The organism is Duganella sp. S19_KUP01_CR8 (genome assembly GCF_036688705.1).
Classification (GTDB): domain Bacteria; phylum Pseudomonadota; class Gammaproteobacteria; order Burkholderiales; family Burkholderiaceae_D; genus Rugamonas.
On record NZ_JAQQPR010000015.1, the window covers coordinates 90,622 to 105,133 of the forward strand.

The 14,512-nt window shown below is 64.3% G+C and carries 12 protein-coding genes; 7 read left to right on the forward strand and 5 right to left on the reverse strand.

The features are described from left to right. Window positions 1–284: 284 nt before the first annotated feature. Window positions 285–3,113 (reverse strand): phosphoenolpyruvate carboxylase, encoded by a 2,829-nt coding sequence (ppc, locus tag V6M89_RS16565; protein WP_332854195.1) that lies wholly within the window; start codon window positions 3,111–3,113, stop codon window positions 285–287. Window positions 3,114–3,261: 148 nt separating this feature from the next. Here ppc and hemC point away from each other — a divergent pair, with 148 nt between their 5' ends. The 4 genes from hemC to V6M89_RS16585 are packed head-to-tail and all read left to right on the forward strand — an operon-like array spanning window position 3,262 to window position 7,442. Continuing rightward, window positions 3,262–4,290, forward strand: coding sequence for a hydroxymethylbilane synthase (hemC, locus tag V6M89_RS16570; RefSeq protein WP_442881979.1), 1,029 nt, complete (start codon window positions 3,262–3,264; stop codon window positions 4,288–4,290). 7 nt (window positions 4,291–4,297) lie between these two features. Further along, window positions 4,298–5,101 (forward strand): uroporphyrinogen-III synthase, encoded by an 804-nt coding sequence (locus tag V6M89_RS16575; protein WP_332854196.1) that lies wholly within the window; start codon window positions 4,298–4,300, stop codon window positions 5,099–5,101. After that, window positions 5,098–6,243: a uroporphyrinogen-III C-methyltransferase gene (locus V6M89_RS16580; RefSeq protein WP_332854197.1), complete on the forward strand. Its 1,146-nt coding sequence runs from the start codon at window positions 5,098–5,100 to the stop codon at window positions 6,241–6,243. The genes V6M89_RS16575 and V6M89_RS16580 overlap by 4 nt, the downstream gene beginning before the upstream one ends. 2 nt (window positions 6,244–6,245) lie before the next feature. After that, window positions 6,246–7,442 (forward strand): heme biosynthesis protein HemY, encoded by a 1,197-nt coding sequence (locus V6M89_RS16585; RefSeq protein WP_332854198.1) that lies wholly within the window; start codon window positions 6,246–6,248, stop codon window positions 7,440–7,442. Between the two features lie 29 nt (window positions 7,443–7,471). Here the strand turns inward: V6M89_RS16585 and V6M89_RS16590 are convergent, their stop codons facing one another. Next, the gene (locus tag V6M89_RS16590; RefSeq protein ID WP_332854199.1) at window positions 7,472–7,741 is read right to left on the reverse strand and encodes a hypothetical protein; all 270 of its coding nucleotides are present in this window, start codon (window positions 7,739–7,741) and stop codon (window positions 7,472–7,474) included. After that, window positions 7,728–8,492 carry a DUF899 domain-containing protein gene (locus V6M89_RS16595; RefSeq protein WP_332854200.1) on the reverse strand — a complete coding sequence of 255 codons (765 nt, stop codon included), beginning with the start codon at window positions 8,490–8,492 and terminating at the stop codon, window positions 7,728–7,730. Before V6M89_RS16595 ends, V6M89_RS16590 begins: the two co-directional genes overlap by 14 nt. 552 nt (window positions 8,493–9,044) lie before the next feature. Between V6M89_RS16595 and ppa the strand changes: the two genes are divergently transcribed. After that, window positions 9,045–9,587 (forward strand): inorganic diphosphatase, encoded by a 543-nt coding sequence (ppa, locus tag V6M89_RS16600; RefSeq protein WP_008447002.1) that lies wholly within the window; start codon window positions 9,045–9,047, stop codon window positions 9,585–9,587. Window positions 9,588–9,640: 53 nt separating this feature from the next. Here ppa and V6M89_RS16605 read toward each other — a convergent pair whose 3' ends face one another. After that, complete coding sequence (locus V6M89_RS16605) at window positions 9,641–10,231, reverse strand: Crp/Fnr family transcriptional regulator (RefSeq protein WP_116989620.1); 591 nt, start codon at window positions 10,229–10,231, stop codon at window positions 9,641–9,643. A 247-nt stretch (window positions 10,232–10,478) separates the two neighbouring features. Here V6M89_RS16605 and V6M89_RS16610 point away from each other — a divergent pair, with 247 nt between their 5' ends. Further along, window positions 10,479–11,111, forward strand: coding sequence for an HdeD family acid-resistance protein (locus tag V6M89_RS16610; RefSeq protein ID WP_332854201.1), 633 nt, complete (start codon window positions 10,479–10,481; stop codon window positions 11,109–11,111). A gap of 9 nt (window positions 11,112–11,120) precedes the next feature. Here the strand turns inward: V6M89_RS16610 and V6M89_RS16615 are convergent, their stop codons facing one another. Continuing rightward, window positions 11,121–12,248 carry a GNAT family N-acetyltransferase gene (locus V6M89_RS16615; protein ID WP_332854202.1) on the reverse strand — a complete coding sequence of 376 codons (1,128 nt, stop codon included), beginning with the start codon at window positions 12,246–12,248 and terminating at the stop codon, window positions 11,121–11,123. A gap of 127 nt (window positions 12,249–12,375) precedes the next feature. Between V6M89_RS16615 and V6M89_RS16620 the strand changes: the two genes are divergently transcribed. Further along, window positions 12,376–14,439 carry an NAD(+) synthase gene (locus tag V6M89_RS16620; RefSeq protein WP_332854203.1) on the forward strand — a complete coding sequence of 688 codons (2,064 nt, stop codon included), beginning with the start codon at window positions 12,376–12,378 and terminating at the stop codon, window positions 14,437–14,439. The last annotated feature ends 73 nt before the right edge of the window (window positions 14,440–14,512 follow it).

Consider the following 14,512-nt stretch of genomic DNA (forward strand, 5'->3'; position numbering starts at 1 on the left):
TCCGCGCTTTTGGCGCCGACGGAAATATTATTTATACCGTTTTGATGCGTCGATCAACTGCACCTGATTCTACTGAAATGTTTCATTTTGTCAGCAGCATTTCGTCCAGTCTGTCTGGAAATCCATACACCTTTCCTAAATGATAGGTAACAGTCCCATGTTGAAAACCATCGCTATTTGGCGGGCTTGTTACTGGCGGTAGGAATTTTTTCGTTTCATAACAAAGGTGCAAAAAAAACACCCCGGGCCTTGCGGCGCGGGGTGTTCTTGGCGGCGTAACGGGTTTAACCGGTGTTGCGCAGGCCGGCGGCGACGCCGTTGATCGACAGGTGGATGCCGCGATGGACCCGCTCGTCGGCCTTGCCCGGTTCGCTCGACAGCGCGCGGTGGCGCTTGATCAGCTCCACCTGCAAGTGGTTCAGCGGATCGAGGTAGGCGAAGCGGTTCTGGATGGAACGCGCCAGCAACGGGTTGCCGGCCAGGCGCTCGGTGGCGCCGGTGATGCTTTGCAGGATGGCCAAGGTGCTCGCATGCTCCTCGGTGATGCGCTTGAAGATGCGCTCGCGCAGCTCCTTGTCCTGCACCAGCTCGGCGTAGCGCGAGGCGATCGCCAGGTCGGTCTTGGCCAGCACCATGTCCATGTTCGACAGCAGGGTGGCGAAGAACGGCCATTGCTTGAACATCGCTTGCAGCTGGGCCAGGCGATCGGACTGCTTGCCGTCGGCGATCCAGGCGCCGATGGCGCTGCCGAAGCCGTACCAGCCCGGCAGCAGCAGACGGCACTGGCCCCACGAGAAGCCCCATGGAATCGCCCGCAAGTCTTCGATGCGCTTGGTCGACTTGCGCGAGGCCGGGCGCGAACCGAGGTTCAGCTCGGCGATCTCGGCGATCGGCGTGGCGGCAAAGAAGTAGTCGGTGAAGCCTGGGGTTTCATACACCAGGTTGCGGTAGGCCTGGTAGGCGCGGTCGGAGATCTCGGCCATGATGGCTTCGAACTGGCGCAGCTGGGCCAGGTGCGCGCTGTCGGCCGACTGCGGCATCAGGCTCGCCTCCAGCGTGGCGGCGACCAGCAGCTCCAGGTTGCGGCGGCCGATGTCCTTGTTGGAGAACTTGGAGGCGATGATCTCGCCCTGTTCGGTCAGGCGGATCTGGCCGTTGACGGTGCCGTGCGGCTGCGCCAGGATGGCCTCGTACGACGGACCGCCGCCGCGGCCGACGGTGCCGCCGCGGCCGTGGAACAGGCGCAGCTTGACGCCGGCTTTTTCAAACACGGTCACCAGGTGGGTCTCGGCCTTGTACAGCTCCCAGTTGGAGGTCAGGAAACCGCCGTCCTTGTTGGAGTCCGAATAGCCCAGCATGACTTCCTGGATCTGGCCCTGCCTGGCGATCAACGCTTTAAATAGCGGGATCGCCATCACGGCTTCCATGATGCCGGCCGCGCGTTGCAGGTCGGGGATGGTTTCGAACAGCGGGATCACCATCAGGTCGAGTTCCTGCTCGGCGATGCGCAGCAGGCCCATTTCCTTTTGCAGCAGCAGCACTTCCAGCAGGTCGGACACGGTTTCGGTGTGCGAGATGATGTAGTTGCGGATGGCGCGGGCGCCGTACAGCGCGCGGATCTGGCGCGCCGCGCGCAGCACGCCCAGCTCGGAGTCGGTCTCGGCCGAGTAGGCGATGTACGGCGAATACAGCAGGCGCGGCTGCGACAGCTCGCTCAGCAGCAGCGCCACTTTGGCGTCCTCGTCCAGCGACGAGTAGTCCGGCTGGCCGCCGGCCTTGACGAACAGCTCGGCCAGCACGCGCTCGTGGATGTCCGACGATTGGCGCATGTCCAGCGAGGCCAGGTGGAAGCCGAAGATGTCGGCCGCGCGCTTCAGGGTCGACAGGCGCGGCTGCACCAGCACGGCGCCGTGGTTGGCGTTGAGCGAGTCGATCAGCACTTGCAGGTCGGCCGAGAATTCGGCGGCGGTGGCGTACGGCTCGGCGTGGCCCACTTCCTTGCGCAGGATGTTGGTCGCGCCCAGCGCGCGGGCGCTGCTGGCCAGGCGGGCGTAGATGCCGATCAGGGCGCGGCGGTACGGTTCGTCGGCGCGGTGGTCGGACAGGTCCGGCGACTGGTCGGCCAGCGCCTGCAACTGCGGGCTGCAGGCGATCATCAGGGTCGACACCGACAGCTCGGCGCCCAGCGTGTGCGCTTCTTCAAGGTAGAAGTCGAGGATGGTGGTGGCCTGGCGCGTCAGCGCGTGCTGCATGGTGCCGCCGTTGACGTTGGGGTTGCCGTCGCGGTCGCCGCCGATCCAGCTGCCCATCTGCACGTAGGGGGCGGCGATGGCCTGGCTTGCGCCGTCGCCGTTGCCATAGTGGGCGGCGATGTCGGACTCGATGTCGTCGTACAGGCCCGGCAGCTCGCGCAGGAAGGTGATGCGGTAGTAGGACAGGGCGTTTTCGATTTCGTCGGCCACGGTCAGCTTGGAGTAGCGCAGCATGCGGGTCTGCCACAGCGTGGCGACGCGGGCGCGCAGCAGGTGCATGTTGGCGGCCTGTTCCTTCGGCGTCAGCGGCAGGTCGCGCTCGGCCAGCAGGCGGGCGATATCGTGTTCCGCATCAAGAATCGATTTGCGCTGCACTTCGGTCGGGTGGGCCGTCAGCACCGGGGCGATCAGCGCGTCCTGGAAGAAGGTGGCCACGGTTTCCTGGCTGACGCCGGCTTCCTTGAGCTTGCACAGGGCGAAGTTGACGCTGCCTTGCTGCGGCTTGGAACCGGCCAGCAGGTGCGCGCGGCGGCGGCGGATGTGGTGCTGGTCTTCCGCGATATTGGCCAGGTGCGAGAAGTAGGAGAACGCGCGCACCACGGAAATGGTCTGCTCGCGCGTCAGGATCTTCAGCATGCCGTCCAGTTCCTTGGCGGCGCCGGCGTCGGCTTCGCGGCGGAACCGCACCGCCGTCTGGCGGATGGTCTCGACCACGGCGTAGACTTCTTCGCCTTCCTGGTCGCGCAGCACGTCGCCCAGCAGGCGGCCTAGCAGGCGGATGTCTTCTTTAAGTGGCGCGTCTTTGTCTACGCCAGGTTGTTCAGCCGTTTGATCGTTCGTTGCACTAGATTGGTTTGCCATGAGATAAGCCGCAAAGATGTGAAAAGTCGGTGCAAAGGCTTGTGGCCCGGTTCTGCAAGAAGGTGAGCGTGATAAAATTTGTGATCTTAAACACGCGCGTGAGACTGGCCTGCGCCGGTTAGCGCCCGCTACAGCGAAAGAACTGGTTTTGAAAATATCGGAATTACTACAAAATCCTCCGTCCACCTTGGTGATCGCGTCGCGTGAAAGTCGGCTTGCCATGTGGCAGGCCGAGCATGTACGGGCACGTTTGACATTATTATATCCGCAGTGCGATATTAAAATTGTAGGAATGTCGACAAAAGGCGACCAAATTCTTGATCGAACCTTATCAAAGGTGGGTGGCAAGGGCTTGTTTGTCAAGGAACTTGAGGTCGCCATGGCCGAAGGCCGCGCCGACCTGGCCGTGCACTCGCTCAAGGACGTGCCGATGGAGTTGCCGGAGGGATTCGCCCTGGCCGCCGTGCTGGAGCGCGAAGACCCGCGCGACGCCTTCGTCTCCAACGATTACGCCTCGCTGGCCGAGTTGCCGGCCGGCGCCGTGGTCGGCACCAGCAGCCTGCGCCGCCAGTCGCTGATCGCCGCGCGCTACCCGCAGCTGGTGATCAAACCGTTGCGCGGCAACCTCGACACCCGCCTGGGCAAGCTCGATCGCGGCGACTACGCGGCCATCATCCTGGCGGCCGCCGGCCTCAAGCGCCTGGGCCTGCCGGAACGCATCCGCGCGCTGCTGGACCCGGCCGACAGCCTGCCGGCCGCCGGCCAGGGCGCGATGGCGATCGAGATCCCGGTGCGCAAGGAAGCCGGCGGCATCGACCTGATGGCGCTGCTGGCGCCACTGAACCATGAAGCCACCTTCCAGGCCGTCACGGCCGAGCGCAAGGTGTCCAAGGTATTCGGCGGCAGCTGCCAGGTGCCGCTGGCTGCCTTCGCCACCGTGGCAGACGGCCAGATGCACCTGCGCGCCATGGTCGCCACGCCGGACGGCGCCCGCATGGCCAGCGCCGAGGTGCGCGGCGCCGCCGCCGACCCGGAAGCGCTGGGCCAGCAGGTCGCCGAGCTGCTGCGCGCGCAGGACGCGGTCGGCATCCTGGCGTCCTGCCTGAGCGAAGCCGCCCAGGCCGACGCCGACGCCCGTTCGGCCACGCTGGCCGCCGCGCCGTCCTCCGGCACTTGACCAGCGGATGACCGGCGCCGTCGTCATCACCCGTCCCCTGGCGCAAGCCTTGCCGTTGGCGGCCCGTGTTAGCGCACTGGGGCGCCGGGTGGCGTTGTTGCCGCTGCTGGAAATCGAGCCCTTGCCCGAGCCGGCCGCACTGCTGGCCGCGCTGGAGCGGCTGTGCGCGCCGCAGCCGGGCTACAAGATGGTGGCCTTCGTCTCGCCCAACGCCATCGACGCCGCGTTCGCGCATATCAAGCAGTGGCCGGCCGGCGTCAGGCTGGCGGTGCTGGGCGAGGGCAGCCGCGCAGCCCTGGCCGCGCACGGCGTGACGCCGGCGACGGTCGACATCGTCAGCCCGGCCGACAGCGCCCACAGCGATTCCGAACACTTGCTGCAAACGCTGGACCTGGCCGCGCTGCGGGACCAGCCGGTGCTGATCGTGCGCGGCGAAAGCGGCCGCGAGCTGATGGCCGACGGCCTGCGCGCCGCCGGCGCCGTGGTCGACGTGGTGCCGGCCTACCGCCGCTCGGTGCCGCGCCTGACGCCGCAGCTGGCCGCGACCCTGCGCGATTTGCTGTCGCAGCAAAACGACTGGATCATCACCAGTTCCGAAGCCCTGCGCGGACTGTGCGAACTGCTGGCGCAACTGGACGCGCAACAGGCTGATGCGACGCAGCAGAGTTGCGTTGTATTGATGCAACAACAGCATTTGATCATTCCGCACGCCCGAATTGCCGAAACGGCAAATAATTTAGGGTTTTCCCGACTGACGCTCACCGGATCAGGCGACGAACGCCTGCTGGCCGCGTTACAATCACGCCTATGAACGATTTGCCTACCTTACCCGATCCTGTCGTCTCCGCCGGCGCCGCCGCCGAGACCCCGCCTGTGGCCAAGCCGCAGCCTGAGCCCAGCCTGCTCGAAACCGTGCAACAGCCGCAGATGCTGCTGGTCGGTATCGTCGTGCTGGCCATTTTGCTGGCCGGCCAGACCTGGTCCTCGCACAACCAGGTGCGCAACCTGCGCGAAGAAATGGCGCGCCGCCTGCAAAAGGGCGACGCCAGCAATGCCGAAACCGGCACCCTGGCGCGCGCCGTGCAGGAGACCAGCAAGGAGTTGCAAGGCAAGGTTGCCCTGTTGGAAAGCAAGCAGCAGGAAGCGCAGAGCCAGCAACTGGCGCTGGAGCAGCTGTACCAGGACCTGTCCAAGAACCGCGACGAGTGGGCGCTGACCGAGATCGAACAAGTGCTGTCGACCGCCAGCCAGCAGCTGCAACTGGCCGGCAACGTGCCGGGCGCGCTGATCGCGCTGCAAAACGCCGACCGCAGCCTGTCGCGTTCGGACAAGCCGCAATTCATCACCATCCGCCGCGCCATCGCCAAGGACACGGAAAAGCTGAAGGCCTTGCCGAGCGTCGATTCGGTGGGCATGGCGCTGCGCCTGGACAACGTGATCGCGCAAATCGATACGCTGCCGATGCTGTCGGACGAAAAGCCGACCTTGCCGGCGCCGCCGGAAAAGAAGAGCAAGGCCAAGCCTGCCCTGGGCAAGGGCGGCAAGCCTGAGCCGGTCGAGCAGACCAGCCCGTGGCTGCAAGCAGTGCAAGACACCTGGAGCAGCTGGAGCACCGAGATGTGGACCGACGTGCGCCAGCTGATCCGCGTGCGCAGCGTGACCACGCCGGACGCGCTGATGCTGTCGCCGAGCCAGGCTTACTTCCTGCGCGAGAACCTGAAACTGCGCCTGCTGAACGCGCGCATGGCGCTGTTGTCGCGCAACGAGACGGCCTTCCGCGCCGACCTGATCGCGGCGCAGGAAGCGCTGGTCAAGTATTTCGATGTCCGCGCCAAATCGACGCAGACCGTGCAGATGCTGCTGCGCCAGGTGCAGACCAGCAATCTGGCGATTGAAATGCCGACCCTGTCGGACAGCCTGAACGCTGTGCGCAACTACAAAGCGAAGCCATAGTCATGCGTTTATTTCTCTGGATAGTCGCTTTGATGGCTGCCGCCATCGGTATCGCCGTGACGGCGCGTTTTAATCCGGGCAATGTGGTGCTGTTCTACCCGCCGCACCGGATCGACCTGTCGCTGAATTTCTTCGTGGTGCTGGAAGTGGCGCTGTTCGCCTTCCTGTACTTCGTGATCCGCGCCTTCCGCGCCACCGTCAGCATGCCGGGCAAGGTGGCGGCCTACCGCCAGCGCAAGCGTGAACGCGATGGCAACAAGGGTTTGCGCGAAGCGCTGAAGGCGCTGTTCGAGGGCCGCTTCGGCCATGCCGAAAAGGCAGCGATGCGCGCCTCGGAGCTGCCGGAAAACGCCGGCGTGGCTGCGCTGATCGGCGCCCGCGCCGCGCACCGCATGCGCCAGGGCCCGCGCCGCGACAACTGGCTGGCCAAGCTGACCGACGACAACGCGATGAAGACCGCGCGCCTGATGACGATGACCGAACTGCTGGTCGACGACCATCAGCCGGAGCAGGCATTGGCGGCGGTGCGCGAGCTGAACGCCAGCGGCACCCGCCACATCCACGCCTTGCAATGGTCCTTGAAGGCCCAGCAGCAAGCCAAGAATTGGCCGGAAGTACTGCGCCTGGTGCGTTCGCTGGACAAGCACCGCGCGCTGCATCCGGCGCTGTCATCACGCCTGCGCGAGCTGGCCTATGACGACATGCTGTCCGACAGCAGCCACGATGCGGAATCGCTGCAGCGGGTATGGTCGACCGTCCCGGGCGCCGACCGCATCAAGCCGTACGTGGCCTGCCGCGCCGCCACCGCGCTCAACGCGCGCGGGCTGCATGATGAAGCGCGCCTGGTGGCGGAAGAATCGCTGGCCGCCGACTGGGACGACCGCGTGGTGCGGGCCTACCGCGAAGCGGCGGCGCCGGCCGGCTCGGCGGCCTTGCTGATGCAGATCGAACACTGCGAGAACTGGATACACACCCGTCCGACCGACGCCGAGCTGGCGTTGACGCTGGGTTCCTTGTGCCTGAAGCAGAAATTGTGGGGCAAGGCGCAGCGCTATCTGGAGCAAGCCCTGTCCGACGCCGCCGACCCGCGCATGGTGCGCGAATCCCACCTGAAGCTGGCGCAAATGCACGAAGCGCTGGCCCAGCCGGAAGACGCCGCCAACCACTACCGCCAGTGCGCGCTGGCCACCATCCTCTAAACAGAACCCGTCCTTGCGACGGGTTTTTTTTACGTCGCGTAGTACCGTTTCAGCAGCGCATTGACGGCGGCGGTCATGCCCAGCATCGCCGCCGCGTGCATGCCGGACGCCGCCAGCACCAGCGTCTGCGAACCCGCCATGGCCACCTCGCGCACGGTGCCGTCGCTGCTGCACAGCGGAACCAGCACCGGCGCCAGCATCAGGCCGGCGCCGTGAACGGCCGTCATCAAGGCGGCGGAGGCGGCATGGCCGGCCGCGATGGGCGCCATGACCTGCAGCGCCTGCTTATGCCTGCGCATGACAGCACGCGGCCGCAGCCGGCGCGGTCTCGTAGCGGTCGTGGTGGCGGACCCATGCCATCGTATAGGGCAGGTCTTCCTCGTTGCGGCCCAGCGGGGTCAGGTCGAGGAAGTTATAGGTGTGCATCATCACCTCCACGCCGCGGCCGTAGGTCGAGTAGCTGTGGTAGACCACGCCGTCGTCATCCTTGTAGAACACGCTGACGCCGGGCATGTCGGGATTTTTTGTGGGCTGGCGCTGGTAGTTGTAATCGACTTCGCCGCTGGCCAGCTCGTCGGGCCGGAAGCTGACGTGGAAGTCGTAGTTGAAATCACCTTCTCCCGACGATACCCAATTGAAGCGCCAGCCCATGCGATGTCGGAAGCGCTCGATGTCCTCCAGCGCCGCGCGCGAGATGGCGACGAAGGTCACGTCGCGCTGTGCCAGGTGGGCGAGGGCGCCGTCGGTATGGTCCGCCATATAAGAGCAGTGGCTGCACCCCTGTTCGGCTCCGGGCGTGAACATGAAGTGCTGCACCACCAGCTGGCGCCGGCCTTCGAACAGATCGGCCAGCGCGCGCTTACCTTGCGGCGTGTCGAACACATAGTTTTTTTCAACGCGCTCCCATGGCAGCGCGCGGCGTTCGCGGGCGACCTGGTCGTGCAGGTGGGTCAATTCCTTCTCGCGCGCCAGCAAGGCCAGGCGTTGCTGCAGCCATAGTGCGGGCGAGGCGACGGTATGGTTCAAAGTTTCGGTAGTGGTATTGGTCATTGCTGCCTCCTGTAGATGCGCCGTGGATCAGCGCTGCAGGAGAACTTTATGCCTTTGGCAGCGCCACAGGGAGTAACAAGATTGTCGCGAAACCGGCTTTGGTCCCGTACTGGCGACGGGTTTTTATTTCATAGTTGAGGGGTCGGATTTTTCGTCTTGCGGGCGTTCTGGTGGGGCTTGTTCTCCGGTCTGAAGATATACCCAGATTGAGACCCCAAATCCGACTGCTACCGCTATGTAGGTGATGATGTTAAGAATTGTGGTCATCGCTTGCTCCTTCTCCCGCTGTGGTCGCCGTCCATATCAGCAAGCGTGTCAGCATTGGGATCAGTCCCACAACGACCGTGTAGGCAATCCACTTGCTCTTCAATGGCTTCATTTTTCGCCTCCTGAAACCTTCAGTTTAGATGGGGCGAGGGGTTTTGCTATTGAGTCCGCTCACGACACAGTAGCGTCTGGCGGGCTGTTTCGTAGTGCTGCGCCGCACAAGCGGGCTGTAGTTCGCTATAATTACGCGGTTAAACATTTGCCAGCACTTACGAGGAAACCCCCATGAGCTTGAATAAAGTATCTTCCGGCCGCGATCTGCCGAACGATTTCAACGTCATCATCGAAATCCCGATGAACGCCGATCCGATCAAGTATGAAGTTGACAAGGAATCGGGCGCGATCTTCGTCGATCGTTTCATGGGCACCGCCATGCACTACCCATGCAACTACGGCTATGTGCCGAACACCCTGTCCGCCGACGGCGACCCGGTCGATGTGCTGGTCATCACCCCGTTCCCGCTGATCCCAGGCGTGGTGGTGCGCTGCCGTCCTGTCGGCGTGCTGAAGATGACCGACGAAGCCGGTGAAGACGCCAAAGTACTGGCCGTGCCGGTCGACAAAGTACTGTCGATCTACAGCCACTGGCAGAAGCCGGAAGACCTGAACGAACTGCGCCTGCGCCAGATCCAGCACTTCTTCGAGCACTACAAAGACCTGGAAAAAGGCAAATGGGTCAAGATCGACGGCTGGTATGGTCCGGACGAAGCCAAGGAAGAGATCCTGAGCGGCGTCGCCGCTTACAAGAAAGAAAACGGCATCGCGTAATTCACGCCGTCTAAAACAAGAAAGCCCCGAGCGCTAGCGCCAGGGGCTTTTTTTTATCCGCGCGGCGCGCCGGTGGCGGCTTCCGCCTCGCGCCGCAAGCGCGACATGTACTGCGGCGTGATGCCCAGGTAGGACGCGATCGCGCGCTGGGAGATGCGCGCCTCCAGCCCTGGATATTCTTCGCGGAACGCCGCCAGCCGCTCGTGGGCCGAGGTTTCGCCGTTGGTGTAGGCGCGCTGGGCCAGCGTCTGCAGGCCGTGCATGGCGATGTTCAGATGATAATGTTGCATCACCTCGTGCTGCGCCCGCAGCTCGCAGGACCGCTTCCAGTCCAGCGTGAAACCGTGGATCGGCGTTTCCGCGATCAGGAACTGCACCGCAGGCTGGCCGGTTTCGCCGCTGATCAGGTCGGTCAGCGTGGTGGCAGATTCACCCTCGCGGTAGAAGCGCAAGGTCACTTCGATGCCGTCGCGGTTGAAGAAACCGCTGCGCACCACGCCGCTGCTGATCCAGTGCACCTGGGTCGCCGGCACGCCGGCGCGCTGCATGTATTCCCCCTTGCGAACGTGGAAAGGCTTGGCGATCGCCGCCAATAATTCGGTTACGTTGCTATAGGATTCATCGCTGACGTCGATCCGCTTCATCGTGGCGGACTTGAACCGCTCACGTTGTCTTATAAAATCTGCATTCATGCTTGGCTTGCCACGTTCCTGATAAAACCCTACAAAGGGGCACAGAGTATAGGCCCGATTGAAATTGCTGTGAAGCAAACTGGTTTCATACTGGTATCGATAGTAGGTAACGCTACCATTCTACCTGTGTTTTGCGGAACCCTTTGCCCGTCACTCTGGTCTGACACCAATGAGCGACCGTTTATGAGGGGAGGTGAGCATGGATGCGAGGCCGATGGTGCTGCGTAGCTGGTGGATGCTGGCGTTGCGCGGCGTGCTGTTGCTGCTGTTCGGCGGACTGGCGCTGTCGATGCCGGGACCGACCGTGTTGAGCCTGGTGGCGATCTTCGCCGTGTACGCGCTGCTGGCCGGCGTGGTCTACCTGACCGGCGCGGCGCGCAACCGGCGCCACGCCACCGGGTCGCATGCGTTCGACTGGTGGTTGTTGCTGGTGCTGGGGCTGGTGAGCATCGCCGCCGGCGTGCTGGCCGTCATGCAGCCGGTGCTGGCGGCGTTGGTGCTGGTGCTCGTCATCGGCGTCAATGCGATGATCAGCGGCGTGCTGGATATCATCCTGGCGGTGCGCTTGCGCAGTCATCTGCGCGGCGGCGACTGGTTGCTGCTGGCTGGCGGCCTGGTGTCCGTCATGTTCGGCACCGTGCTGGTGACCATGCCGAACATGGGTGTGCTGGCGCTGGTCTGGCTGGTCGGCGTGTACGCCATTGTGGCGGGCGTGCTGTATCTGGCGCTGGCTTACCGCGCCTACGGCCCGCTGCCCGCGAAGGCCGCCAGGAATGTCAATGCCGAGCGGCGCGTGGCCGAACGGCGCATGACGCCGGCGGGCCAGCACTGACGCGCCCCGTCAGCCTGCCTTGAACGGCACGTGCTCGGCCAGCTCGTCGATGTAGTCGTTCATGGCGGCGGTTTCCTCGCGCAGGAAGTCGGCGATGGCGCCGGCGAAGCGCTGGTCGGCCACCCAGTGGGCCGACCAGGTCGGCGTCGGCACCAGCCCGCGCGACATCTTGTGCACACCCTGGGCGCCGCCCTCGAAGCGGGCGATGCCGTGGCCGATGCAGTATTCGATCGATTGCACGTAGCAGGTTTCAAAGTGCAGCCCGGAGACGAATTCCAGCGTGCCCCAGTAGCGACCGTACATGATGCCGCCGCCCACCAGGTTCAGTGCGGCCGCCACCGGCGCGTCGCCGCGCTTGGCCAGCACCATCATCATGCTGTCCGGCGTTTCGCGCAGGATGCGTTGGAAGAATGCCAGTGACAGGTACGGCTTGGAATAGTGCGCGTGGTAGGTCGACACGTAGCAGTCGTAGAAGAAGCCCAGCACCTCGGCGGTGATCTGCTCGCCGGCCAGGTGCTCGAAGGCGATGCCCGCATCCAGCACGCGGCGCCGGTCCTGGCGGATCTTCTTGCGCTTCTCCATCTTCATGCTGGCCAGGAAGGCCTCGAAATCCGCATAGCCTGGATTATCCCAGTGGAATTGCACGCCTTCGCGCAGCATGAAGCCGGCGTCGGCCAGCGCCTGCTTGTCCAGCTGGTCGGGAAACAGGATGTGCAGCGACGAGGTGCCCAGCTGACGCGCCACCTGCACGGCGGCGCGCGCCAGCAACTGGCGGTCTTCCTGCGTATGCGCCAGCAAGCGGCTGCCGGTCACCGGCGTGAACGGCACCGCCGACAGTAGCTTGGGGTAGTACTCGATGCCGTTGCGGTGGAAGGCGTCGGCCCAGGCGTGATCGAACACATACTCGCCGCGGCTGTGGTCCTTCAGGTACAGCGGCATGGCCCCGGCCAGCACATCGTCGCGATGCAGCACCAGGTAGCGCGGGGACCAGCCGGTGTCGGGCGCGGCGCAGCCGCTCTCGTGCAGCGCATGCAGGAAGCTGTGGCTGAGCGTCGGATTGTCGCCGGCCAGCGCCTGCCATTGCGCCGGGTCCACGCCGTCCAGTGAGTCGATGATCGTAAATACTGCTACTGCCACGCTTGCCTCCGGCCTTTGATGTTGGCGCAAGTCTAGCCTATCTGAAGCCGATCTGTTGGCGGCGGCACGGCTGTCCCCGTGCGATAATTCGATTTTGCATGTCCCTTGTGCTCGCGAAAGACTACACATGACCTCGAATTTCCTGAATCTGTACACCCACGATTTCGCCCGCGTCGCCATCGCCTCGCCCATTTGCCGGATCGCCGACCCCGCCTACAACGCCCTCCAGACCATCGCGCTGGCCGAACAGGCCGCCGCACAAGGCGCGGCGCTGGTGGCCTTCCCGGAGCTGGGCCTGTCGGCCTACACCTGCGACGACCTGTTCCACCAGCGTGCCTTGCTGGATGGTTGCCTCGATGCGCTCGACAGCATCGTCGCCGCCTCGGTGCAATGGAAGCTGGCGCTGGTGGTCGGCCTGCCGCTGCGCGTTGAGCACCAACTGTACAACTGCGCGGTGGTGATCGCCAACGGCCAGATCCAGGGCGTGGTGCCGAAGAGCTACCTGCCCAACTACGGCGAGTTCTACGACGTGCGCCAGTTCTGCAGCGGCGATTATGCGGTCGCCACCGAGATCGACCTGCTGGGCGAGCGCGTGCAGTTCGGTTCCGGCCTGCTGTTCGAAGTGGCCGACATGCCGCTGTTCAAATTCCACGTCGAGATCTGCGAGGATGTGTGGGTGCCGATACCGCCGTCGTCGTTCGCGGCGCTGGCCGGCGCCACGGTGCTGGTCAACCTGTCGGCGTCGAACGCGCTGGTGGGCAAGGCCGGCTACCGCAACCAGCTGGTGTCGCAACAATCGGCGCGCTGCATCTCCGCCTACCTGTACACCTCGGCCGGCACCGGTGAATCGACCACCGACCTGGCCTGGGACGGGCAGGGCGTGATCTGCGAGAACGGCGAAATGCTGGCCGAGTCCAAGCGTTTCAGCGACGAAGCCACGCTGACCTTTGCCGACATTGACCTGGAGCGCCTGTCGCGCGAGCGCATGCGCATGAACACCTTCGCGCAATCGGTGCAGCGCCATGCGGCCGAAGTGAACAAATTCCGCACCGTGTTCTTCGAACTGGAGATCGACCGCCAAGAACCGCTGGCGCTGAAGCGCTGCGTCGAACGCTTCCCCTACGTGCCGGCCGATGCGCGCCGCCGCGACGAGCGTTGCAACGAGGTCTACAACATACAAGTACAGGCGCTGGCGCAGCGTCTGAACTCCAGCAACATCAAGAAGATCGTCATCGGCGTCTCCGGCGGCCTCGACTCGACCCATGCGCTGCTGGTGTGCGCGCGCGTGATGGACAAGCTGAACCTGCCGCGCACCAACATCCTGGCCTACACCATGCCCGGCTTCGCCACCAGCGAACGCACGCTGACGCAGGCGCATGCGCTGATGAAGCTGGTCGGCTGCTCGGCGCAGGAAATCGACATCCGCCCAAGCTGCATCCAGATGCTGAAAGACTTGAACCATCCGTATTCGGAAGGGCAGGCACAGTACGACATCACGTTTGAAAACGTGCAGGCCGGCGAGCGCACCAACCACCTGTTCCGCCTGGCCAACCACCACAACGCCATCGTCTGCGGCACCGGCGACTTGAGCGAGCTGGCGCTGGGCTGGTGCACCTACGGCGTGGGCGACCACATGTCGCACTACAACGTCAACGCCAGCGTGCCGAAGACGCTGATCTCGCACCTGGTGCGCTGGGTCGCCGAGTCCGGCGTGATCGGCCGCAACGATGCGCAGGTGCTGCTCGACATCCTGGGCACCGAGATCAGTCCCGAGCTGGTGCCGGGCACGGCGGACGGCCAGCCGGAGCAGCGCACCGAAAGCACCATCGGTCCTTACGAGCTGCAAGACTTCAACCTGTACTACGTGCTGCGCTTTGGTTTCCGTCCGTCCAAGGTCGCCTTCCTGTCGCTGGCGGCTTGGCAGGACAAGGAGAAGGGCCGCTGGCCGGATGGCGACCACGTCACCCGCAACCAGTACGGACTGGCCGAGATCAAGAAAAACCTGGGCATCTTCCTGGACCGCTTCTTCCGCACCAGCCAGTTCAAGCGCAGCTGCGTGCCGAATGCACCGAAGGTGGGCAGCGGCGGTTCGCTGTCGCCGCGCGGCGACTGGCGCGCGCCGAGCGACGCGCAAAGCGTTGTATGGCTGGAGGAATTACGCTCCATTCCGGTGCAAGAAGCAGGGAATTGACAGGTATTCGCATACGTTGATGGACAGCGTGTGCGCGTCGATTACAATACAAAGTAATCGCTCGCGGCACGCC

Coding starts and splice junctions, on each gene's coding strand:
- V6M89_RS16575 (WP_332854196.1), top strand. CDS start 4,298: ATGACCGGCGCCGTCGTCATCACCCGTCCCCTGGCGCAAGCCTTGCCG.
- V6M89_RS16580 (WP_332854197.1), top strand. CDS start 5,098: ATGAACGATTTGCCTACCTTACCCGATCCTGTCGTCTCCGCCGGCGCC.
- V6M89_RS16610 (WP_332854201.1), top strand. CDS start 10,479: ATGGATGCGAGGCCGATGGTGCTGCGTAGCTGGTGGATGCTGGCGTTG.
- ppa (WP_008447002.1), top strand. CDS start 9,045: ATGAGCTTGAATAAAGTATCTTCCGGCCGCGATCTGCCGAACGATTTC.
- V6M89_RS16620 (WP_332854203.1), top strand. CDS start 12,376: ATGACCTCGAATTTCCTGAATCTGTACACCCACGATTTCGCCCGCGTC.
- V6M89_RS16605 (WP_116989620.1), bottom strand. CDS start 10,231: ATGAAGCGGATCGACGTCAGCGATGAATCCTATAGCAACGTAACCGAA.
- V6M89_RS16590 (WP_332854199.1), bottom strand. CDS start 7,741: ATGCGCAGGCATAAGCAGGCGCTGCAGGTCATGGCGCCCATCGCGGCC.
- ppc (WP_332854195.1), bottom strand. CDS start 3,113: ATGGCAAACCAATCTAGTGCAACGAACGATCAAACGGCTGAACAACCT.
- V6M89_RS16595 (WP_332854200.1), bottom strand. CDS start 8,492: ATGACCAATACCACTACCGAAACTTTGAACCATACCGTCGCCTCGCCC.
- V6M89_RS16585 (WP_332854198.1), top strand. CDS start 6,246: ATGCGTTTATTTCTCTGGATAGTCGCTTTGATGGCTGCCGCCATCGGT.